Source organism: Azospirillum fermentarium (assembly GCF_025961205.1).
Classification (GTDB): domain Bacteria; phylum Pseudomonadota; class Alphaproteobacteria; order Azospirillales; family Azospirillaceae; genus Azospirillum; species Azospirillum fermentarium.
The window spans coordinates 2,320,426-2,342,564 of sequence record NZ_JAOQNH010000001.1; the positions used below are offsets into that span (position 1 = coordinate 2,320,426).

Annotated in this window: 14 protein-coding genes and 1 pseudogene; 11 read left to right on the forward strand and 4 right to left on the reverse strand. The window is 67.8% G+C overall.

Annotated elements, in window-relative coordinates; all coding sequences use genetic code 11:
* Positions 1-72 precede the first annotated feature (72 nt).
* On the forward strand, positions 73-1,410 hold the full coding sequence (locus tag M2352_RS10950) for an amidase (RefSeq protein WP_264664521.1): 1,338 nt from the start codon (positions 73-75) through the stop codon (positions 1,408-1,410).
* Between the two features lie 381 nt (positions 1,411-1,791).
* On the opposite strand, the gene hisI is transcribed toward M2352_RS10950, so the two are convergent.
* Both hisI and metC read right to left on the reverse strand, forming a co-directional pair.
* The gene (gene hisI, locus M2352_RS10955) at positions 1,792-2,235 is read right to left on the reverse strand and encodes a phosphoribosyl-AMP cyclohydrolase (RefSeq protein WP_264664522.1); all 444 of its coding nucleotides are present in this window, start codon (positions 2,233-2,235) and stop codon (positions 1,792-1,794) included.
* Between the two features lie 14 nt (positions 2,236-2,249).
* Positions 2,250-3,425 (reverse strand): cystathionine beta-lyase, encoded by a 1,176-nt coding sequence (metC, locus tag M2352_RS10960; RefSeq protein ID WP_264664523.1) that lies wholly within the window; start codon positions 3,423-3,425, stop codon positions 2,250-2,252.
* A gap of 318 nt (positions 3,426-3,743) precedes the next feature.
* Between metC and M2352_RS10965 the strand changes: the two genes are divergently transcribed.
* The 6 genes and pseudogenes from M2352_RS10965 to M2352_RS10990 all read left to right on the forward strand — a co-directional run bounded on the left by M2352_RS10965 (position 3,744) and on the right by M2352_RS10990 (position 9,659).
* The gene (locus tag M2352_RS10965) at positions 3,744-4,766 is read left to right on the forward strand and encodes an amino acid ABC transporter substrate-binding protein (RefSeq protein WP_264664524.1); all 1,023 of its coding nucleotides are present in this window, start codon (positions 3,744-3,746) and stop codon (positions 4,764-4,766) included.
* A gap of 179 nt (positions 4,767-4,945) precedes the next feature.
* Positions 4,946-6,145, forward strand: a pseudogene (locus M2352_RS10970) (amino acid ABC transporter permease).
* A gap of 3 nt (positions 6,146-6,148) precedes the next feature.
* Positions 6,149-7,261, forward strand: coding sequence for an amino acid ABC transporter permease (locus M2352_RS10975; protein ID WP_264664525.1), 1,113 nt, complete (start codon positions 6,149-6,151; stop codon positions 7,259-7,261).
* A gap of 15 nt (positions 7,262-7,276) precedes the next feature.
* A complete protein-coding gene (locus M2352_RS10980) occupies positions 7,277-8,059 on the forward strand; it encodes an amino acid ABC transporter ATP-binding protein (RefSeq protein WP_319802032.1) in 783 nt (260 codons plus the stop codon).
* Between the two features lie 182 nt (positions 8,060-8,241).
* On the forward strand, positions 8,242-9,330 hold the full coding sequence (gene hisC / locus M2352_RS10985; protein WP_264664526.1) for a histidinol-phosphate transaminase: 1,089 nt from the start codon (positions 8,242-8,244) through the stop codon (positions 9,328-9,330).
* Positions 9,327-9,659, forward strand: a complete 333-nt coding sequence (locus M2352_RS10990) for an antibiotic biosynthesis monooxygenase family protein (RefSeq protein ID WP_264664527.1) — start codon at positions 9,327-9,329, stop codon at positions 9,657-9,659. The genes hisC and M2352_RS10990 overlap by 4 nt, the downstream gene beginning before the upstream one ends.
* Positions 9,660-9,924: 265 nt before the next feature.
* On the opposite strand, the gene M2352_RS10995 is transcribed toward M2352_RS10990, so the two are convergent.
* Together M2352_RS10995 and M2352_RS11000 are read right to left on the reverse strand one after the other, a co-directional pair.
* The gene (locus M2352_RS10995; protein WP_264664528.1) at positions 9,925-10,290 is read right to left on the reverse strand and encodes a hypothetical protein; all 366 of its coding nucleotides are present in this window, start codon (positions 10,288-10,290) and stop codon (positions 9,925-9,927) included.
* Positions 10,287-14,129, reverse strand: coding sequence for a CHAT domain-containing protein (locus tag M2352_RS11000; protein WP_264664529.1), 3,843 nt, complete (start codon positions 14,127-14,129; stop codon positions 10,287-10,289). Before M2352_RS11000 ends, M2352_RS10995 begins: the two co-directional genes overlap by 4 nt.
* Positions 14,130-14,372: 243 nt before the next feature.
* Between M2352_RS11000 and M2352_RS11005 the strand changes: the two genes are divergently transcribed.
* The 4 genes from M2352_RS11005 to M2352_RS11020 all read left to right on the forward strand — a co-directional run bounded on the left by M2352_RS11005 (position 14,373) and on the right by M2352_RS11020 (position 21,981).
* A complete protein-coding gene (locus M2352_RS11005; RefSeq protein WP_264664530.1) occupies positions 14,373-16,361 on the forward strand; it encodes a TonB-dependent receptor plug domain-containing protein in 1,989 nt (662 codons plus the stop codon).
* 78 nt (positions 16,362-16,439) lie between these two features.
* Positions 16,440-17,726 carry an enterobactin transporter EntS gene (gene entS, locus M2352_RS11010; protein ID WP_264664531.1) on the forward strand — a complete coding sequence of 429 codons (1,287 nt, stop codon included), beginning with the start codon at positions 16,440-16,442 and terminating at the stop codon, positions 17,724-17,726.
* Positions 17,723-18,805, forward strand: coding sequence for an efflux RND transporter periplasmic adaptor subunit (locus tag M2352_RS11015; RefSeq protein WP_264664532.1), 1,083 nt, complete (start codon positions 17,723-17,725; stop codon positions 18,803-18,805). Before entS ends, M2352_RS11015 begins: the two co-directional genes overlap by 4 nt.
* 11 nt (positions 18,806-18,816) lie before the next feature.
* On the forward strand, positions 18,817-21,981 hold the full coding sequence (locus M2352_RS11020) for an efflux RND transporter permease subunit (RefSeq protein ID WP_264664533.1): 3,165 nt from the start codon (positions 18,817-18,819) through the stop codon (positions 21,979-21,981).
* The last annotated feature ends 158 nt before the right edge of the window (positions 21,982-22,139 follow it).

Sequence of the window (22,139 nt, forward strand, 5' to 3'; positions counted from 1 at the left end):
CGGCTTCACGGGGCGGGGAAGGGGGGTGTAGGCTCGCGCCAGCCCTTTTCCCTTGAAAGGTTCGCCCCGGACATGAGCCGTCTTCCCACCCTGGCCTCTCTGGCCGACGCGCTGGCCAGCGGCCAGACCACCAGCACCGCCCTGGTTACCCAGGCGCTCGACCGTATCGCCGACCCGGCGGGGGAGGGTGCCCGCGCCTTCACCCGCGTGGACCGTGACGCCGCCCTGGCCGCGGCGGCGGCCAGCGATGCCTTGCGCGCTCATGGAGTGGTGCCGTCGCCGCTGGCGGGGATTCCGGTGTCGGTCAAGGATCTGTTCGACATCCGGGGCCAGACCACCGCCGCCGGTTCCCGCCTGCTGCGCGATGCCCCGCCGGCCACGGCGGACGCGGCGGTGGTGGCGCGGCTGCGCGCGGCGGGCGCGGTGATCGTGGGCCGCACCGCCATGACCGAATTCGCCTTTTCCGGCCTGGGCCTCAACCCTCATACCGGCACGCCGGGCAACCCGTTCGGCCGGGACCGGATTCCCGGCGGCTCGTCGTCGGGGGCGGCGGTGTCGGTGGCCGACGGCATGGCCGCGGCGGCGGTGGGCAGCGACACCGGCGGGTCGGTGCGCATCCCCGCCGCCTTCTGCGGGCTGGCCGGGTTCAAGCCGACGCAGGCGCGGGTGCCGCGCGACGGCGCCTTCCCCCTGTCGTGGACGCTCGACACCGTGGGGCCGCTGGGCCGTTCCGTCGCCTGCTGCGCGCTGATGGATGCGGTGATGGCGGGAGAGGCCCCGGAGGTGCCGGAGCCTGCCCCCGTTGCCGGCCTGCGGCTGGCGGTGCCGCGCTGCCACGCGCTGGATGGGCTGGACGCCACCGTGGCCGCCGCCTTCGCCCGCGCGCTGGACCGGCTGTCCGCCGCCGGGGCGCGGGTCGTCGAGATCGACGGAGCGGTGTTCGACCGCATCCCCCAAGCCAACGCCCGCATCAACTTTTCCACGGCGGAAGCCTATGCCCTGCACCGCCCGTGGCTCGCCACCCGCAGCGGGGAGTATGACCCGCGCGTGCGGGCGCGGTTGGAACGGGCGCTGCTGGCCACCGCCCCCGATTACGTGGACCTGATGCGCGCCCGGCAGGCGCTGATGGCGCAGGCCGATGCCCTGACCCGCGCTTACGACGCGGTGGTGCTGCCGTCGGTGGCGGTGGTGGCCCCGCGGTTCGACGAACTGACCGATGACGCCGACTACGCGCGCATCAATTTGTTGGTTCTACGGAATACCAGTCTGTTTAACTTTCTCGACCGTCCGGCGGTGTCGGTGCCGGTGGCCAGCGATGATCTGCCGGTAGGGTTGATGCTGGCCGGCGCCATGGGGGGCGACCACGCCCTGCTGTCGCTCGCCCAGGGCATCGAAGCCGTCGTTTGCTAACAAAAAGAAAGGAGGCTTCGCGATCGAAGCCTCCAAGAGCAAAAACAGGGAGGGTTAGAGACAGGATCTTTCTTATGCCGTTCCACCAGGGCGTTCGTTGATCCATATCAAGCCAAAAGGCCGAAGCTCCCCGTTTTTCGTATGGCGGCTGTGACGAAATTGGGGATGTTTAAAATATCGACCAGTAATGGCCCCGCTGGACCAATGGTCTGACCAGTCTCCCGCCCCCTCAAGGGCAACGCGACATAAAAAAACCGGAGGTTCCGATCGGAACCTCCGGCAAAGGCGATTACAGGGAGGGTTAGAGATGCGTTGGTTCTAACCCAAAAGGCCGATGCAGACTTTGACATAGATCAATCGATCGCCGCATTGCAGCAGTGTTTATGCTTTTTGCTTGGTATCACCACCGTAAAGGGCGGCGGGGTCCATGGTGACCTCCTGAATGACCTCCAGACCGTCGCCGCGGACCGCCTGGTAGAAGCACGACCGCCGTCCGGTGTGGCATGCCACGCCCAATTGATCGACCACCACAAGCACGGTATCGCCGTCGCAGTCGATGCGGAAATCGGCCAGCCGCTGCACCTGGCCCGAGGTTTCGCCCTTGCGCCACAGCCCCTTGCGCGACCGCGACCAGTAGCAGACCCGCCCGGTGGTCAGGGTTTCCGCCACCGCGTCGCGGTTCATCCAGGCCATCATCAGCACCTCGCCGGTGTCGGCCTGCTGGGCGATGGCCGGGACCAGCCCGGCGTCGTTGAAGCGGATGGCGGCCAGGGCCGCACCGATGGCGGCGGGGGTGGCGAAGGGGGTGGCCGTCTCGTTGCTCATCGCTTGTTCCTTGGTCACAGGGCCGCCGCCAGCCGGGCGAAGGCGCGTTCAAGATCGCGGATCAGGTCGTCGGGATCCTCCAGCCCGGCGTGCAGGCGGACCAGCGGTCCCGGCTCGTCCCAGCGGGTGGCGGTGCGGATGGCGCCGGGGCGCACCGGCAGGATCAGGCTTTCGAACCCGCCCCAGGAATAGCCGATGCCGAACAGTTCGAACCCGTCGAACATGGCGCTCAGCGCCGCCTTGGGCACCGGGTGCAGCAGGGCGCTGAACAGGCCGCAGGCGCCCGTGAAGTCGCGCTTCCACAGATCATGGCCCGGATGGTCGGGGCGGGCGGGGTGGATGACCCGCACCACTTCCGGGCGGCGGGACAGCCAGTCGGCCAGCAGCAGCCCGGATTCCTGGTGCTGCTTCAGCCGCACCCTCATGGTGCGCAGGCCGCGCAGGCCCAGATACACGTCGTCCGGCCCGGCGCAGGTGCCCAGGCTGACGGCGGCCTTCTTCACCGTGGCATAGACCTCCTCGGTGCAGACCAGAACGCCCAGCATGGCATCCGAATGGCCGACGATGTATTTGGTGGCGGCGTGCAGCGACACGTCCACCCCGTGGCGCAGCGGCTGGTAGAACAGCGGCGTGGCCCAGGTGTTGTCCATCACCACCCGTGCGCCCACGGTCTTGGCCGCCGCGGCGATGGCCGGAATGTCCTGCATCTCGAACGTCAGGGAGCCGGGGGATTCCACGAACACCAGCGCGGTGTTGGGCCGCAGCAGAGCCGCGATCCCCGCCCCGATGGCGGGGTCGAAATACTCCACCGTCACCCCGTAGCGGGTGAGGGTTTCGTTGGCGAAGCGGCGGGTGGGGCCGTAGGCGCTGTCGGTGATCAGCACATGGTCGCCGGTCCTGGTGAAGGCCATCAGCGCGGTGGAGATGGCCGCCAGACCCGACGCGGCGGTGACCGCGCGGTATCCGCCCTCCAGCTCCGCCACCGCCTCTTCGAAGGCGAAGCTGGTGGGGGTGCCGATCCGGCCGTAGTTCACCGTGTCGAAGGGCGCCCGGTCGCTGGCCTCCAGCGCTTCCAGGTTGGGATAGATGACGGTGGAGGCGTGGTAGACCGGCGGATTGACGATGCCGTGGTTGGCAAGGGGGTTGCGCCCGGCATGGGCCAGCACGGTATCGGGTTTGGCGTCCTTCATTCCTGAAAAGCCTGCAAATGGAAAGGGAAGGCGTCATTGTGCCCATGCCCCGCTCCCGCCCGCAAGCCGCGGCCCGGCGGCGGTTCCATGACCTCCCCGCAGCCCGGCCCTGCAAACCCCGCCCGGTGACCGTTGCCACCACGGACAGCTACGTGATCTCCACAAGACCCGCCGATTTCGGCAATGGAGAATCGACAAAAGGGCATGGCTTGCTAAACTTGACCCATAAGGCGCGGGACGGACTGTCCGAATTCCGGCCAAATCCGGGTTACGCCACTGTCGCGTAATCTAAGATCAAAAAACAGGGTGGAGTTTAACATGAAAGCGGTCTTTTTCGCGGCAACGGCGGCCATTGCGCTCAGCGTTGCTTCCGGTGCGGCCCAGGCCGGTCCGACACTGGATGCAATCAAGCAGCGTGGATTCGTCCAATGCGGCGTGAACACCGGCCTCGCCGGCTTCGGCAATCCCGACAGTGCCGGCAACTGGACGGGCCTGGACGTGGATTATTGCCGCGCCGTGGCGGTGGCCCTGTTCAACGACCCGAACAAGGTGAAGTTCACCCCGCTGTCGGCCCAGCAGCGCTTCCCGGCCATCCAGTCGGGTGAAGTGGACATGCTGTCCCGCAACACCACCGTCACCCTGACCCGCGACACCTCGGTCGGGCTGAACTTCGCCCCCGTCACCTATTACGACGGCCAGGGCTTCATGGTGCCGAAGAAGCTGGGTGTGAAGAGCGCCAAGGAGCTGAGCGGCGCCACCGTCTGCGTGCAGTCGGGCACCACCACCGAACTGAACCTCGCCGACTATTTCCGCACCAACAACCTTCAGTACAACCCGGTCGTGATCGAATCGGTGGACGAGGTGAACGCCGCCTACTTCGCCGGGCGCTGCGACGCGCTGACCACCGACGCCTCCGGTCTGGCCGGCACCCGCGCGGCGGTCGCGCCCAACCCCGACGACCACATCATCCTGCCGGAAATCATCTCCAAGGAGCCGCTGGCCCCCGCGGTGCGTCACGGCGACGACCAGTGGTTCGACATCGTGAAGTGGACCGTCTACGCCACCATCGCGGCGGAGGAAAAGGGCATCACGTCCAAGAACCTCGACGAATTCCTGGCCAGCAAGGATCCCGAAATCCAGCGCATGCTGGGTGTTGCCCCCGGCATGGGTGCGGCGCTGGGCCTGGATGACAAGTGGCTCTACAACGTCATCAAGAAGATGGGCAACTACGGCGAAATCTTCGAACGCAACGTCGGCGTCAAGACCCCGCTGAAGCTGGAGCGCGGCCTGAACGCGCTGTGGACCAAGGGCGGCATGCAGTACGCCATGCCGTTCCGGTAAGCCGGCAGGCACGGCCATTCCGCGGGCAGGGGGTGATCCTCTGGCCGCGGCTTGGCCGGGACTTATGTCAAAGGAACAGGGCGGCCCGGCCATGCGTGCGCCGGGCCGCCCCCCGTGAAAAACGTCGGGCGGCGGACTGGCCCCGCCGCAGACCTGAACGATGGAACGGAGGCCCCCCCGTGTCCAGCGAACACCGGGATTCCGGGCGCGCACCGCCGCGCGCGGGATTCGCTTTTTCCCTCAACGATCCGACCGTGCGGTCGCTGGCCTATCAGTTCCTGCTGATCGGCGGCATCCTGTTCATCGGCTGATATCTTATTCACAACACCCTCGACAACCTGTCGCGGCAATCGGTCGCAACCGGGTTCGGATTCCTGAACCGCGAGGCGTCGTTCGCCATCGGCGAAAGCCTGATCGACTACACGCCCCAGAACACCTATGGCCGTGCCTTCGTGGTGGGGGTGCTCAACACGGTCAAGGTGTCGGCCATCGGCATCGTCGCGGCGACCATCCTCGGCACGTTGATCGGCGTGGCGCGGCTGTCCAGCAACTGGCTGCTGGCGCGGCTGGCCGGCGGCTATGTGGAGGTGGTCCGCAACATCCCGCCGCTGCTCCAGCTTTTCATCTGGTACGCCGTCATCACCGAAAGCATGCCGCCGGTGCGTCAGGCGCTGAACCCGCTGCCGGGCGTGTTCCTGTCCCAGCGCGGCGTGCGCTTCCCCGTTCCCGCCGCCGATCCGGTGTGGATGTGGGTGGTGCTGGCGCTGGTTGCCGGCGCCGTCCTGGCCTTCGTCCTCAACCGCTGGGGCGGCAAGCGGCAGGCGGCGACGGGCAAGCCGTACCCGGTGCTGCTGTCGTCGCTGGGCTGCGTCGTCGGCCTGCCGCTGGTGGTCTATCTGCTGGGCGGCGCGCCCACGAAGATGGACGTGCCGGAACTGCGCGGTTTCAATTTCGTCGGCGGCACGGTCATCAGCCCGGAATTCTTCGCCATCCTGATGGGCCTGACCGTCTACACCGCCGCCTTCATCGCCGAGGTGGTGCGCAGCGGCATCGTGGCCGTCAACTGGGGCCAGACGGAAGCGGCCCGCGCCCTTGGCCTTCCCGCCGGGCAGACGCTGCGGCTGGTGGTTCTGCCCCAGGCGCTGCGGGTGATCGTTCCGCCGCTGACCAGCCAGTACCTGAATCTGACCAAGAATTCGTCGCTGGCGCTGGCGATCGGCTATCCCGATCTGGTGTCGGTCGCCAACACCACCCTGAACCAGACCGGTCAGGCGGTGGAGGGCGTGGCCATGATCATGGGCACCTATCTGGCGTTCAGCCTGGCGATTTCCGCCTTCATGAACTGGTACAACAAACGCATTGCCCTGGTGGAGCGGTAGGCCATGACCGGAACCGTCGATAACTCCGCTCCCGCCCCGGCCATGGAACGGCCCCCCGTGGCCACCGTCGGCCCGCTGGCGTGGGTGCGCAACAATCTGTTCAACACGTGGTACAACGCGCTGCTGACGGTGATCATCGTCTGGACCGTCATCCGTGTGGTGCCGCCGCTGCTGGACTGGCTGGTCATCAGCGCCCACGGGTTCGGGGCGGCGCCCAAGGAGTGCCGGGCCGATCTGGGCGGGGCCTGCTGGGCCTTCGTGTCGGAAAAGCTGCGCTTCATCCTGTTCGGCATGTTCCCCTATGACGAACAGTGGCGGCCGCTGGCCGTCATCATGATCTTCATCGCGCTGCTGGCCGCCAGTTGCGACCGGCGTTTCTGGCACGCGTGGTTCGGTCTGGTGTGGCTGGGCGGGCTGGCGCTGGTGGGCGTGCTGATGTGGGGCGGGGTGCTGGGGCTGACCCCGGTGGAGAACACGAGCTGGGGCGGTCTGCCGCTGACGCTGATCCTGTCGGTGATCGGTCTGGCGGTGGCCTTTCCCTTCTCCATCCTTCTGGCGCTGGGCCGGCGGTCCACCATGCCGGCGGTCAAGGCCATCTGCGTCACCTACATCGAGCTGATCCGCGGCGTGCCGCTGGTCAGCCTGCTGTTCATGGCGTCGGTGATGTTCCCGCTGTTCCTGCCCACCGGCGTGACGGTGGACAAGCTGCTGCGCGCCCAGGTGGCCTTCATCCTGTTCGCCGCCGCCTATATGGCCGAGGCCATCCGCGGCGGGCTGCAGGCCATCCCCAAGGGCCAGTACGAGGCCGCCGACGGGCTTGGCCTGTCCTATTGGCAGAAGATGGGCAAGGTGATCCTGCCCCAGGCGCTGGCGATTTCGATCCCGCCCCTGGTCAACACCTTCATCAGCTTCTTCAAGGACACCTCGCTGGTCATCATCATCGGCCTGTACGACCTGCTGGGCAGCGCCAAGGCGGCGCTGACCGACCCGGCGTGGCGCGGTTTCTACCGCGAGGCCTATCTGTTCATCGGCCTCATCTATTGGGCGTTCTGCTTCTTCATGTCCAAATACAGCCAGCGCCTGGAACGGGATCTGAACCGTTCGCGCCGTCACTAAGGGGACACCACGATCATGGCTATGGCCCAATCCCAGGCGGGCACCGCCCAGCCGGACACCGCGGCACCGGTCATCTCCTGCACCGGCGTCCACAAATGGTATGGGGAATTCCACGTCCTGCGCGACGTGAACCTGACCGTGCGCAAGGGCGAGCGGATCGTGATCTGCGGCCCGTCCGGGTCCGGCAAATCCACGCTCATCCGCTGCCTGAACCGGCTGGAGGAGCACCAGAAGGGCTCCATCGTCATCGACGGCATCGAGCTGACCGGCAACCTGAAGAACATCGAGCTGGTCCGGCGCGAGGTCGGCATGGTGTTCCAGCACTTCAACCTGTTTCCCCACCTGACGGTGCTGGAGAACTGCACGCTGGCCCCCATCTGGGTGCGCCGCCAGCCCAAGGCGGAGGCCGAGGCCACCGCCATGAAGTATCTGGAACGGGTGCAGATCGCCAGCCAGGCGCACAAGTACCCCGGCCAGCTTTCCGGCGGCCAGCAGCAGCGCGTCGCCATCGCGCGGTCGCTGTGCATGAGCCCCAAGATCATGCTGTTCGACGAACCCACCTCCGCTCTCGACCCCGAAATGGTGAAGGAGGTGCTGGACGTCATGATCGGGCTGGCGGAATCGGGGATGACCATGCTGTGCGTGACCCATGAAATGGGTTTCGCCAAATCGGTCGCCGACCGGGTGATCTTCATGGACCGCGGGCAAATCGTCGAGCAGAACACGCCCGACCTGTTCTTCACCAACCCGCAGTCGGACCGTACCCGGCTGTTCCTCAGCCAGATTCTCAACCACTGACGTTACAGGACTGAGACAACGGCATAATCGACGGTCACGGGCCTGTGGTGCAATGCGCCGCAGGCCCGTTTTTCGTGTGGGCGTTTTCTGGGCTGGTCAGGATCGGTTATTTCCGTTTGAATGCAGTGCACGCCGGTTGAACCACCGGATGCGACCGTTCGATTAAGCCGCGGAGCCGCCTGATGGAATTCTTGTCGCCTCGTCCCGGTATCAGCCATATCCGCCCCTATCAGCCGGCAAAACCATCCGACGACGACGGGCGGGCGTGGATCGACCTGTCGCTGACGGTCAACCCCCTGGGGCCGAGCCCGGCGGCGCTGCACGCCTATCGCCATGCCGCATCCCGGATCCACCATTACCCCGATTCACGCCAGACCGCGCTGCGCCGCGCCATCGCCCGGCGCTACGATCTGGACGACAGCCGCATCGTGTGCGGCGGCGGGTCCGACGACCTGCTCCAGCTTCTCTGCCAAGCCTATGCCGGGCCGGGGGACGAGGTGCTGTGCCACGAGCACGGCTACCGCGGCTTCATCAAGGCAGCCCGCCTGACCGGCGCCACCCCCATCGTCGCCGCCGAACGTGACATGGTGGTGGATGTGGAGGCGATGATCGAGCTGTCGGGCAACAAGACCCGGCTGTGCTATCTGGCCAACCCCAACAACCCCACCGGCACCTACATCCCGGCGGACGCGGTGCAGCGCCTGCGCGCCGGGCTGCCGCCCCACACGCTGCTGGTGCTCGATTCCGCCTATGCCGAATACATCCGCCGCGACAACTACGCCGATGGCGTGGATCTGGTGGAGGGCAGCGACAATGTGGTGATGGTGCGGTCCTTTTCCAAAATGCACGGGCTGGCCGGGCTGCGGGTGGGCTGGGCCTATGGCCCGCGCACGGTGATCGACGCGCTGGAGCATGTGCGCTCCCCCTTCGCGGTGTCGGTCCCGGCCCAGGCGGCGGCGGCGGCGGCCATTACCGACGCCGAGCACGAGAACGCCACCTATGACCACAACGCCGCGTGGCTGCCGTGGCTGACGCAGGAGTTGGAACAGCTTGGCCTGCGCGTATACCCCAGCGTGTGCAATTTCCTGCTGGTGCGGGTGGCGCCCGACCCGTCGCTGGGGGTACCGCAGATCCTGGACCATCTGGCCCGCCGCGGCATCCTGGTGAAAAGCTGCGTCGAATACGGCATGGCCGACGGCCTGCGCATCACCGTCGGCCTGGAAGAGGAAAACCGCGCCCTGGTCACGGCACTGGGGGAGGTGGTGGGATGAGCGGCCCGTCCACCCCCGCCGCCACGCCGGAGCCGCCCTATTACGCGGTGATCTTCACCTCCGTCCGCACGGATGATGATGACGGCTACGCCGAAACCGCCCGGGTGATGGCGGAGCGCGCCGCCCTTCAGCCGGGATACCTGGGTGTGGAATCGGCCCGGTCGGACGGGCTGGGCCTTACCGTGTCCTATTGGCGCGACCGGGAGTCCATCGCCGCCTGGAAAGCCGACGTGCAGCACCAGCTTGCCCAGGCGCTGGGGCGCGAACGCTGGTACGAACGCTATGTGACCCGCATCGCACGGGTGGAACGGGCCTACGGGTTCCCGTAAAGCCCTCTCCCCGGGGGGGGATTACGCACTGCACACATCGTACAACATACTGATATAACACAACCTTTCATCGTCATCCCAGCGAAGGCTGGGATCCAGAAGGTGTTTCCATGGCCAACACCTCAGGCGATTCATATCGCCGCTGATCGCGGCTCACACCTGGATTCCCGCTTTCGCGGGAATGACGACGAAAAATTGTTTTATATTAATGAGTTAAAGATCTGTGCAGTGCGTAGCCCCTGGGGGGAGAGGGGGATTGCGGTGGTCACGGGCGGAACAACTGGTCGATCACCGCGTCCGGGGTGGCGGCCAGCAGGTCGATGCCGGGGCCGGCACCGTGGGACAGGAACACCCCGTCGCCCGGCCGGGCGGCGGCGCGGATCTGGTCCAGCATCCGTTCCACCTTGGGCACAAGCTGGAAACGGTCGGCCAGCGACAGCGCGTCGTTGGCGGCACCGGGCAGGGCCAGCAGCAGCGCTGCCACCGCCAGCCGGTTTCCCCGCTCGGTCTCCGCCCCCGCGGCAACCGTCTGCGGCATCACCGCCGCCGCCAAAGCCTCCGCCACCGCCGTTTCCACCACGGCGGCAAGCCCCGCGGCGCCGGGGCCGGTGATGTGAATGGTGGCACTCATGCCATGCTCTCCCGGATGGACGCCTGAAGGGCGCGGATCTTTTCAACGGATGCGGTGCGTTTGAGGATGGTGAAGGCCTCGGCGGCCTGGTCGAGAACCGCGAGGGCTTCGTCCTTCAAGCCCCCGGCGGCCAGGATCTGGCCGAAGAGCTGGCCGACGATGGCGATGCCGTCGGTACGCCCGATCGTGCGGAACAGAGAAAAGCTTTCCGCCACTTCCGCGGCGATGGTATCCGCTTCCCCCGTTTCCAGCCCACCCCGGTTCAAACGGATGGTGGCGCAGGAAAAGCGGACATGGGCAAGGCTATCGCTATCTCCCATTGCTTCGGCGACAGGCAGTCTTTCTTCCACATGGATGCGCAGAGCCTCGTCGGTCTGTCCGCGTGTTGTCAGGATGTCGGCGATTTTGCCCATGGTCACGGCACGGGAGCGCACGTCGCCGAGGCGTTCATAGACGGGGAGTTGCTCCTGGTACCGGATGCGCAGAGCCTCGTCGGTCTGTCCGCGTGTTGTCAGGATGTCGGCGATTTTGCCCATGGTCACGGCGCGTTCCCGCACGTCGCCGAGGCGTTCATAGACGGGGAGTTCCTCGTCGCGCCGGATGCGCAGAGCCTCGTCGGTCTGTCCGCGTGTTGTCAGGATGTCGGCGATTTTGCCCATAGTCACGGCGCGGGAGCGCACGTCGCCGAGGCGTTCAAAGGCCGGAATGAGATCCTCTCGGAAGATGCGCAGAGCCTCGTCGGTCTGTCCGCGTGTTGTCAGGATGTCGGCGATTTTGCCCATGGTCACGGCGCGTTCCCGCACGTCGCCGAGGCGTTCAAAGGCCGGAATGAGATCCTCTCGGAAGATGCGCAGAGCCTCGTCGGTCTGTCCGCGTGTTGTCAGGATGTCGGCGATTTTGCCCATGGTCACGGCGCGGGAGCGCACGTCGCCGAGGCGTTCAAAGGCCGGAATGAGATCCTCTCGGAAGATGCGCAGAGCCTCGTCGGTCTGTCCGCGTGTTGTCAGGATGTCGGCGATTTTGCCCATGGTCACGGCGCGTTCCCGCACGTCGCCGAGGTCTTCGAAGCGTTTGACGGCATCCCGGAGAAGGCCTTCCGCCGTCTCTGTGTCGCCTTTTTCGAAAAGGCGTACGGCGTTGTCATACAGGGCCATGGCGGCAGCGCAGGGGTCGGTCCCTTTCGTAGCGGTGGCCCGCTTCAGAAGGCGGTCCTGTTGCCCGCCATGCCCCAGCCGTCCGGCGCATTCGGCGGCGAGGCGCAGAAGATGGAGGTCGGGCGGGATTTCCGCGGCGTCCAGGCAGGCGATGGCCCGTTCCGCCAGATCCAGCGCCTGTTTCGGTTCATGAGCGGTGTCGAACAGGAAGCGGCCCCCGAACAACCCCGCCCTCTGCACCACCGCCGGTGGCCCGCCGGCGCACAGGGCGAGGGTGGCCAGCAGGACGGCGCGCTCACCGACGGGCATATCCCCATCTTCGTCTGCCCAAGCCTCGAAAAGGGCCAGCACCACCGCCGCCGCCAGATGGGCGCGCTCGTCATCGGACAGGGCGGGAACCAGCGGGCGGGCGAGGGGGTTGACCTGGGCCTCCGTCGCCGTGCCGCGGACGGCGGTGCGGTCCAGCAGGCCCAGGCCGAGCAGGCGGTCCAGCGCCGCACCGGGGGCGCCGACACCGCCGGCCCGCCCCGCCGTTTCCAGAACCGGGCCGGGCACGGGCAGGGTGAACAGGGTGGCGGCGCGCAGCAGCGCGGTTTCGCCGGGGGTCAGCATGGCGCGGTACGCTTCCAGCGACACCCGGCGGAAGAACGTCTGCGCCGCGCTGTCGTCCGCCGGGACCGTGCCGGTGGCGCGGTAGTGTTCCACCGCCGCCACCGCGCGGGTTGCCGCGGCCAGACCGTCCGCCGGCTTCAGGGTCAACAGCGGGCGGGTCAGGATCTCCTGCAAACCGGGGTTGCCGCCCGCCACGTCGCGGATGCGGGCTTCCAGCCCATCACGCACGGGATCGTCGCCGGGGCCGCGCAGGCGACCGGCCAGACGGGCGGCGGTGTGCATCTGCTTGGCGCGCTGGGCGGCGTCCATGGCGGGGAAGGGGATGGCAACCAGTTCCGCCGCCAGATCCCGCCCGCGGTCATCGGTCAGGGCAAAGCTGTAGCGGCTGGTCACCAGCAGGCGGGAGCGGGTGGCCCGCCCGGCATCGCGGAACGCGGCGATCACCGCCGCCACCGCCGCCTGCGCGTCCTGTGAGGCGAAGGGCGTGGCCGTCTGCCCCGGCTTGGGCGTCTCCAGGCATTGTTCCAGATCGTCGATGATGAGCAGCACCGGGCGTGTGCCCCTGGTGCCGCTGAGCGGGCCCTTCAACAGCTTTTGCAGGACCAGTTTCAGCGCGGCGGGGGTGTGAAGAATGGTGTCCTCGTGGGTCTGCCGCACCGCCTCCTGCTCGTCTTCGGGCAGGGCGTCGAGCACGGCCAGGAACACCGCGTGGGCGTCGTAGCGCCCGTACACCACCGCCACCTCAGAGCCGTTGTGCCGGCTGGCGATCCGTTCGGCGAGGCTGGATTTGCCCAGATTGCCCATGCCCTGGACCAGAATCCCGGTGGCTCCGGCGTTCCATTCCCGGAACGCCGCCTGGATCGGGCGGCGGCGGCCGACGAACTGTTCCGGTGCCGCCACCGGCACCCGCCGCTTCCGGGGGTCCAGATACGCCTTGTCCGCCCGGCGGGGCAGGGCGCGGGCCGGCTGTTGGGTATCGCACAGCGGCCCGCCGCCGTCCGGCCCCACCCACAGGCGGGCCAGATGCCAATGGGTGCCGGTGTCCGCCGCCGGCTTGCCCGCCGCCGCGGCAGCCCGCTCCGCCGCCCGCATCTGTTTCAGCAGATCATGGCGCGCGGCGGCGACGGCATGAGCCACCGAAGAACCGCCGGCCAGCTTGCCATAAACCACGGCGGCAAAGCGGGTGGCGTCGGTGTCATAGACCGATCCGTCCCAGCCCAGCGCGTTGGCCACCCCGGCCCGGATCAGCGCCTGGGTATAGGGGGCCGCCGCCCCCTCCGTCTCCGCCGTGCGGCAGGCGGACAGGAACACCAGCCGCGGCATCTGGCCGGCATCGCCCAGCGTGGTGCACAGGGCATCGGCGTCCACCGGGTCCGGCCCGCCGTCCTCCGTCTCCAGCAGCAGGTAGGGGCCGGTTTCGCCGATCTCCCCGTGGGCGGTCAGGTGCAGCACGTCGGGGCGGATCTCCTGCCTTTGCCGCAGCCGCCGGTCCAGCCCGGCGCGGCTGCCGCTTTCCTCCACCGCCCAATGGACATCCAGCCCGGCGGTGGCGTCGAGGAAGGCCATTTCCTCCCGCTCGTAATTCAGCGTGCTCTGTCCCTCCACCTCCGCCGCCATGAACAGCACGGCGATATCGCCGTGCGGGGGCGAATCGGTGGGGGAGGCGGGCCGGGGTTTCCCCAGCCGGCGGACCACCTGGAACAGCCGCTGCGCATCCTCCGCCAGCAGGGCGCCGCCGGGGGCCAGCACCTCCCACGGGGCATCGAGCAGGGCCTGTTCGGTTGCATCCGGTGATTGCGGGGCGCGGATTTCCAACATCACCGGCCCGGTGCCGGCCGCCAGCCCGCGGTCGAGCCAGGAATCGCCGGCGTTCAGCCAGTCCGCCATCTCCCGCCCCACGGCGGGCAGCCTCTGGGGCTGGCGGATCAACACCGCCACGTCATAGCGCCCGGCCCAGGATTTCAACGCCTGGATGCCGTCGTCGCCCAGCGGCGTGCGGCGGGTGCCGTGGGGGCCGGTGCACAGCAGATCGCCGCCGTAAATTTCTAGGAAGAGAGGTTTCACCGCTCCCATGACACCCCCTGTCCGGCCCATCAGCACGAAAGATCAACCCATGGGATAGGGTAAATCAGCGTTCCCGCGTGTTCTACCCCCCTTGGTTCCTCAACCACCCATGCGCACCGCCCGCCGGACTTATCCCATTCGGAAAGCCACTCATACCCCTTGCGGCAGAGAGGGGAGTGGGGTACTAAGCAATCATAAGAATGAGAATCACTCTCATTAACAGCGAGAGCACACATCGGGGGTAGCAGCACAATGGGATATCGTTCAACGGGACCACGCCTGACGGCGCGGGGGCAGGGCACGTTTTCGTTCAAGTTTCTGCTGCTGGCGGCGGCCATGGCGGCGTTGGTGCCGGCGGGAGCACAGGCGCAGCAGGCCGCCGCAACCGATCCGAACGCCGACGCCGGCCATCTGCTGGGGCCGGTGGTGGTGACCGCCACGGGAACGGCGCAGACCACGCTGACCGCGCCGGCCTTCACCACCGTCATCACGTCGGAAGACATTGAAAAGAAGGGGCCGTCCAACGGCCTGCCCGACCTGCTGCGGGAAACGGTCGGGGTCAACAACAGCTCCGACAATCTGGGCCGGGACGAGGTGGTGATCCGCGGTCTGGGCGCCAACTACACGCTGGTTCTGGTGAACGGCAAGCGGGTGTCGTCGGGTGATGCCCTGTGGCGCGGCGGCGATTTCGACTATCACTCGGTGCCGCTGTCCTCCATCGACCGTGTGGAGGTCGTGCGCGGGCCGATGTCGTCGCTCTACGGCTCCGACGCCATGGGCGGTGTGGTCAACATCATCACCAAGAAGCCCACCGACAAATGGACCGGCAGCGTCGGTGCCGAATACCGCATGGTCGAACCGGGCCGCGACGGCAACCAGTACCGCGTCAACGTCTATGGCGCCGGCCCGGTGACGGACAAGGTTTCGGCCTCGGTGTCGGGGGAGTTCTACCGCCGCGATGCGTGGTACCTGGATTCCAAGGACGGCGGACGGGTGCCGTTGCTGGAAGAAAAGGATCTGAAGAACCTGCGCACCGCCCTCACCTGGGATGTGACGCCGGATCAGGCGGTGGACGTCGCCTATGACCTGAACCACGATTCACGGCCCTATAACATCTACGACAAAACGCCGTCGTACCGGGAACAGGAAATCACCCGCAACACCGTCAGCCTGAGCCACACCGGCAAATGGGGCTGGGGCACGACGCTGCTGGAAGGCAATTACGAAGACGCCAGCATCGACGACTACAATTCCACCTACAACGCGCCCAAGCAGCGCTCCATGTCGGAAAAGAACCTGTTCCTGCATGGGCGCACCAACTTCAAGGTGCTGGGCTTCAATTCCATCACCACCGGCGCCGAATACCGCAAGCAGAAGGTGGAGGATGCCGCCACCTACCTCGCCACCGGCGCGTTCGAGGTGGACCAGAAGGCAGCCTATCTGCAGGACGAAATCGCCGTCGGCGACGCGGTGACCCTGACCATCGGCAGCCGTTACGACAACCACGAGATCTTCGGCGGCAAGGTCACCAGCCGCGCCAACGTGGTCTACAAGGTCACCGACGGGCTGAGCCTGAAGGGCGGCGTCAGCCAGGGCTACAAGGCCCCCGACGCCTACCAGCTCAGCCGGGAGTACCGGGTCATCAGTTGCGGCGGCCGCTGCTATCTGGCCGGCAACCCCGACCTGCAGCCCGAAACCAGCACCAACTATGAAATCGGCGCCGAATACCGGCAGCGCACCTGGGACGTCAGCTTCGCCCTGTTCCGCAACAAGGTGAAGGACATGATCACCGCCGTCTACGACCCGGTGACGGTGCAGCGCAATTGGTCCAACGTCGATGAAGTCACCATCAAGGGCGTCGAGCTGAACGGCTCGGTGGACATCACCAAGGATCTCTATTTCTCGGGCAACTACGCCTATCTCTACACCCGCAACAATTCCAACATCGAGCTGGAGAACCGTCCGCGGCACAAGGTGAACGGCAGCCTGACCTACCGCTTCACCGAGATCGTCAGCGGCACCCTGTCGGCCTCCTACACCGGGTCGCAGTTCGAAGGCACCGGCAAGATGCCCGGCTACACGCTGGTCAACGTGGGCCTGACCGCCGACGTCAACGACAGCATCACGCTGCAGGCCGGGGTGAAGAACCTGACCAACGTGCTGCTGAACGAAAAGAACACCAATTTCCTGACCCACGAGCTGGGCCGCAACTATTACGTCAGCGCGCTTTACCGCTTCTAACGCTGACGGCCGGGGTGGGTTCGGGCGGCAGGCCGGACCCACCCCTTTTTTGAAACCCGCACAGGTGGAGCTCTCCCCGTGACGGCCAAGAAACTCTTCGTCGATACCGGCCTGTTGAAAAGCAACGCCCATTTCCGGCGGCTGCTGGTGGCGCGCATGATCTCCCTTCTGGGGCTGGGCATGCTGGCGGTGGCGGTGCCGTTCCAGGTTTATGAATTGGGCGGGTCGAGCACGCTGGTGGGTCTGGCGGTGGCGCTGGACGGCACCGGCATGTTCATCGGCCTGCTGCTGGGCGGCGTCCTGGCCGACTGCTACGACCGCCGCCGGCTGATTGTGTTCGCGCGCAGTGTCTGCGGGCTGGGGTTCGTGGCGCTGGCGGTCAACAGCCTGCTGCCGGCCCCGTCACTGGCGGCGGTGCTGGGACTGGCCTTTTGGGACGGGTTCTTCGGGGCGCTGGGGGTGACGGCGCTGCTGGCCGCCATGCCGCACATCGTCGGGCGCGAGCATCTGATGCAGGCGCGTGCGCTGGGGATGCTGACCATGCGCGCCGCCACGGTGGCGGCGCCGGCACTGGGGGGGCTGCTGGTGGCGTCGGTGGGGCTGCACGGGGCTTATCTGGCCGCCGCGGCGGGGACGGGGCTGACCGTGCTGACCCTGTTGGGCCTGCCGGCCATGGTGCCGCCGCGGGGGGAGAGCGGCGGACACCCGCTGACAATGCTGGCGGATGCCGTCGCCTTTCTGTTCGGGCACCGCGTCATTCTGGGCGTGGTGGCGCTGGGGACGCTGATGACCCTGACCACGGCGATCCGCGTGGTGTTCCCGGCCCTGACGCTGGAGGTCTATGGCGGCGGGGCGCTCGGCTTGGGGCTGATGTACACGGCGGTGCCGGTGGGGGCCACGCTGGGGGCGGTGGTCAGCGGCTGGGCCACCCGGCTTGCCCGGCCCGGCGCCACCATGGGGCTGGTCTGCCTGTCGGCCTTTGCCTGCGTAGCGGTGCTGGGGGTGGCGGGGTCGCTGTGGCTGGCGCTGCCGGTGCTGGTGGCCTATGGCTACGCCACCGCCATCGCATCCCTTCTGCAATACACGCTGGTGCAGGGGCACACGCCCGACGCCTATCTGGGGCGGGTCAACAGCCTGTGGACCGCGCAGGACGTGTTCGGCGACAGCGTGGGCGCCATCGGCATCGGGGCGCTCGCCACCCTGACCACGCCGGCCTTGGGCATCCTGGTGTTCGGCCTGTCGGCGCTGGTGCTGGGCGGGGCGGCGTGGGGGGCATCCGGGGCCATGCGCCGCGCGCCGCTTACCGATCCTTCCCTGGCCGATCCTTCCCTGGCCGATCCTGTTCTGGCGGAGGCGTCGTCATGAACCGGGCCACGCCCTTGCTGATCGTCGCCCTGGCGCTCCTGGCCGGGGAGGCCGCGGCGCAGACCAAGGTGCAGGTGGCCGACGTGGTGGCCGCCCCCATGCGCCGCACGCTCCAGCTCCCCGGCACGGTGGTGGCGCCGCAGGCCAGCCTGCTGACCATGCGCGTGGCCGGCTCGGTCGAGGCGCTGCTGGTGGAGGCCGGCGACCGGGTGGAGGCGGGGCAGCCGCTGGTGCGGCTGGACGACACGCTGGCCAAACTGGAACAGGAACGGCTGCGGCACGGGGTGGAGGAGGCGGACCTGACCTTCCGCGATGCCCAGCGCCTGGCCCGCGAGGCGGAAGCGCTGCTGGGCAGCCAGACCGTCCCCCCATCGAAATACCGCACCCAGGTGGCCCAGGCCGCCATCGGCGAGGCGAAGGTCCGGCAATTGCGGGCATCCGCCGCCGCCCAGCGCACCGAGCTTGAGCGCCACACCCTGACCGCCCCCGTCGCCGGCGCCGTCACCCAGCGGCTGGTGGAGCGGGGGCAGTGGGTGGCCGCCGACACCGCCGTGCTGCGGCTGGTGCCCATGGACCCGCTGCGCGTGGATGTGGAAGTGCCCGAGCGCTATTACGGCACCATCGCCCCCGGTGCCGCCGTGACGGTGGTGCCCAACACCGAGGGGGGCCGGGCGTTGCCCGCCGCCGTCGGGCGCATCGTGCCGTCGGGTGATACGGTCAGCCGCACCTTCCGCCTGCATATCCCGGTGGCGAACCCCGATTGGGCGCTGATGCCCGGCCTGTCGGTGCAGGCGCACATCGCGCTGGACGGTGTCGCGGGAGAGAGCGTGCTGCAGGTGCCCGAGGACGCGGTGGAACACCGCATCGACGGCACCGTGCGGGTATGGGCCATCCGCACCGTCCCGGACAAGGGCACGGTGGCCCAGCCGGAAACCGTGCGGCTGGGGCGGCGCAGCGGGACGCTGGTGGAAATCACCGCCCCGTCCTTACGCGCCGGCGACCGGGTGATCGTGCGCGGGGCCGAGGGGCTGGACCCCGGCGAGCCGGTGACGCCCGAAGCCTCCACCCCGGCCGGCTGAGGAGGGTGCTGATGTTCCGTCTGATCCTTGAAAAGCCGCTGGTCTTCCTGATCGGCATCCTGATCGTCTGCCTGCTGGGGGTGGTGTCGGTCCTGCGCATCCCGGTGCAGATGATCCCCGACGTCACCCCGCGGGAGGTCAGCGTCGAAACCTCCTGGCCCGGTGCGGCACCGGAGGATGTGGAACGCGACATCATCCTGGAGCAGGAACGCGTCCTGCGCGGCATCCCCGACCTGGAGCGGATGACCGCCACCGCCGACTTCGGCTATGGCTCCATCGTCCTGAAATTCCCTCCCGCCGTTCCCATCGCCGACGCCCTGGTGCGGGTGAACAACGCCCTGGCCGAGGTGCCGTCGTACCCCGACAACGCCGACAGGCCGCGGGTGGTGGCGGAATCCGTGTCCGATGATCCGTTCATGTACTTCAGCCTGGAGCGGCTGGCGGCGGACGGGCCGGGGGTGCAGACCGAAACCGGCTGGGTGGAAAACACCCTGCGGCCCCGGCTGGAACGGGTGCCGGGGGTGGCGAACGTGCGGGTGATCGGCGGGCTGGACCGGCAGATCCACATACTGCTCGACCCCGTGAAGCTGTCGGCCCGCCGGCTGACGGTGGGGGAGGTGCGCGACGCCCTGCGCGCCCGCAACCGCGACCTGTCGGGTGGCGACAGGGATTTCGGCAAGCGCCGCTATTTCCTGCGCACCATCGGGCGCTTCGCCGATGTGGAGGCGCTGAACGGCCTGATCCTGCGCGAAGACAACGGCACCCACATCCGCCTGCGCGACGTGGGCCGGGCCGAGATGGCGGCGGAAGAGCCCCAGAGCATGGCGTTCGCCGACGGCAAGCCCATCATCCTGCTGGGCATCGCCAAACGGGCCGGCGCCAACGTCATCGGCGTGCGCGACGCGGTGGTGGAGGCGGTGGCCGATCTGAACCCCCACACGCTCAAAGAGCGGGGCCTGACCCTGCGGCTGCTGACCGACGACGTGCGGTATGTGGAACAGTCGGTGCGCGCGGTGGTGGACGATCTGGCGCTGGGGGCGGTGCTGGCGGCGCTGGCGCTGTTCGTGTTCCTGCGCTCCCCCTCGGCCACGCTGATCGGGGCGGCGGGGCTGCCCATCTGCGTGCTGGCGGCCTTCCTGATTTTGCTGGCGGCGGGGCGGAGCATCAACGTCATCTCCCTGTCGGGCATCGCGTTCGCCATCGGCATGACGGTGGACAACAGCGTGGTGGCGCTGGAAAACATCAGCCGCCATCTGGCCATGGGCAAATCCCGCTTCGCCGCCGCCCTCGACGGTGTGGGGGAGGTCTGGCCGGCGATCCTGTCGTCCACCCTGACCACGGTCATGGTCTTCATCCCCGTGCTGTTCCTGGAGATGGAGGCGGGACAGCTCTATTCCGACATTGCGGTCGCCATTGCCGGGTCCATCGTCATGTCCATGATGGTGGCGGTGATCGTGGTGCCCATGGCGGCCAACCGCTGGCTGGCGCCGCCGTCCCCGGCGCAGCGGGCGCGGGGAGACGGGTGGTTCACCCGGCTGACCGTGCGCGCCGTGCGCTGGTCGGTGGGCGGCCTCGGCCGGCAACTGGCGATCCTGGCCGCCACGCTGGCCGCCACCGCCGCCGTCCTGCTGACCATGATCCCCGCCGCCGAATACCTGCCGGAGGGGGAGGAGGCGACGGTCTTCGGCTTCATGGCCACACCGCCCGGCACCAACATGGCGGCCATGACGGAGATGTGGCGGCAGGTCGATGGGGTGCTGACCCGTGCCGTGAACGATGAAAAGGGGGCGGAGGGCATCCCGCCCCTGTCGCTCAACCTCAGCTTCATCCGCCCCGGTTTCCTGCGCTTCGTGGCGGTTCCGCGGTCGCGGGAGGATTCCCAGGCGCTGATCGTTGCCATGACGCGGACCATGCGCGCCTTCCCCGGCGTGCGGGCCTTTGCCGCCAAGGGGTCGATCTTTTCCGGCAACGGCGGAGGAGCCAGGGCCATCACGGTGGAACTCAGCGGCGGCCGTTCGCTGGAGGCGCTCTACACCTCATCCCTGGCGGTGCTGGACCGGGCGCGCGGACTGTACGACGACGTACAGGTCAACAGCGACCCGTCACCGCCGACGCTGGCCCTGTCCCAGCCGGTGCTGGAGGTGCATCCGAACTGGGAACGGACCAGCGCACTGGGCATCAGCCAGACCGAGCTGGGCTATACCCTGCGCGCGTATGCCGACGGGGCCTTCGCCGACGAATTCCTGCTGGACGACGACAAGATCGACATGATGCTGCGGCTCGACCCCGCCGCGGGGAACGGGCGGCACGCGTTCGAAACGCTGGTTCTCTACACCGGGCGGGGGGAACCGGTGCCGGTGTCCGCCGTGGCGGAGATCCGCGAGACGGTGGGATCGTCCAGCATCACCCGCGTCGATGGCCGGCGCACGGTGACCCTGACCATCATCCCCCCGCGCTCCGTGGCCCTGGAAACCGCCATCGCCGAGATCCGCGGCACGCTGCTGCCCACCTTGCGGGCGGAGGGGGTGATCCCCGAGGGCGTTTCCACCCGTATCGCCGGGGCGGGCAGTGCTTTCGACGAGATCCGTTCGGCCCTGGCCGGCGGATTCCTGCTGGCGCTGGCCATCACCTATCTGGTGCTGGTGGCGGTGTTCGGGCACTGGGGCTTTCCGCTCATCATCATGGCGGTGGTGCCGCTGGGTGTGGGCGGCGGGTTCGCCGGTCTGTGGCTGTTCAACACGATGGGCGCGCATCTGGACCTGATCGGCATGGCGCCGCTGAACCAGCCGTTCGATGTGCTGACCATGCTGGGGTTCCTGATTTTGATCGGCACCTCGGTCAACAACCCCATCCTGATCGTCGAGTACGCGGTGGAAAACATCAAAAAACGCGGCATGACCGCAGCGGAGGCGGTGGAGGATGCCACCCGTCTGCGTCTGCGCCCCATCCTCATCACCACCGTCGCAGCCATCGCCGGGCTGGCCCCGCTGGTGCTGATCCCCAGTCCGGGAACCGAGCTGTACCGGGGGCTGGGGGTGGTGGTGATGTTCGGGCTGCTGTTCTCCACCCTGGTGTCGCTGATCGTGCTGCCGGTGGTGCTGGCGCTGGTTTTCCGCCTGCCGGCCCAGGACGGCAGCGGGGTGGCCGAGCCGGTTGAGCAGGGAGCCGCCGGCTAACGGAAGGCGAGCAGATTTCGCTTGCCTTCCACACTGCATACCCCTATATTGCAACTAAGAATTATTCGCATATTGGGGTGTGCGGCGGGACGTGGACTCCCATCGGGGCCGGACCCGCCGCCGCCCAGCGCGGCAAAAAAACAAACACCAGCGACGAC

Bases quoted from the DNA above. Each gene is read 5' to 3' on its own strand.
- M2352_RS10950 (WP_264664521.1), top strand. From the start codon at position 73: ATGAGCCGTCTTCCCACCCTGGCCTCTCTGGCCGACGCGCTGGCCAGC.
- hisI (WP_264664522.1), bottom strand. From the start codon at position 2,235: ATGAGCAACGAGACGGCCACCCCCTTCGCCACCCCCGCCGCCATCGGT.
- metC (WP_264664523.1), bottom strand. From the start codon at position 3,425: ATGAAGGACGCCAAACCCGATACCGTGCTGGCCCATGCCGGGCGCAAC.
- M2352_RS10965 (WP_264664524.1), top strand. From the start codon at position 3,744: ATGAAAGCGGTCTTTTTCGCGGCAACGGCGGCCATTGCGCTCAGCGTT.
- M2352_RS10975 (WP_264664525.1), top strand. From the start codon at position 6,149: ATGACCGGAACCGTCGATAACTCCGCTCCCGCCCCGGCCATGGAACGG.
- M2352_RS10980 (WP_319802032.1), top strand. From the start codon at position 7,277: ATGGCTATGGCCCAATCCCAGGCGGGCACCGCCCAGCCGGACACCGCG.
- hisC (WP_264664526.1), top strand. From the start codon at position 8,242: ATGGAATTCTTGTCGCCTCGTCCCGGTATCAGCCATATCCGCCCCTAT.
- M2352_RS10990 (WP_264664527.1), top strand. From the start codon at position 9,327: ATGAGCGGCCCGTCCACCCCCGCCGCCACGCCGGAGCCGCCCTATTAC.
- M2352_RS10995 (WP_264664528.1), bottom strand. From the start codon at position 10,290: ATGAGTGCCACCATTCACATCACCGGCCCCGGCGCCGCGGGGCTTGCC.
- M2352_RS11000 (WP_264664529.1), bottom strand. From the start codon at position 14,129: ATGGGAGCGGTGAAACCTCTCTTCCTAGAAATTTACGGCGGCGATCTG.
- M2352_RS11005 (WP_264664530.1), top strand. From the start codon at position 14,373: ATGGGATATCGTTCAACGGGACCACGCCTGACGGCGCGGGGGCAGGGC.
- M2352_RS11015 (WP_264664532.1), top strand. From the start codon at position 17,723: ATGAACCGGGCCACGCCCTTGCTGATCGTCGCCCTGGCGCTCCTGGCC.
- M2352_RS11020 (WP_264664533.1), top strand. From the start codon at position 18,817: ATGTTCCGTCTGATCCTTGAAAAGCCGCTGGTCTTCCTGATCGGCATC.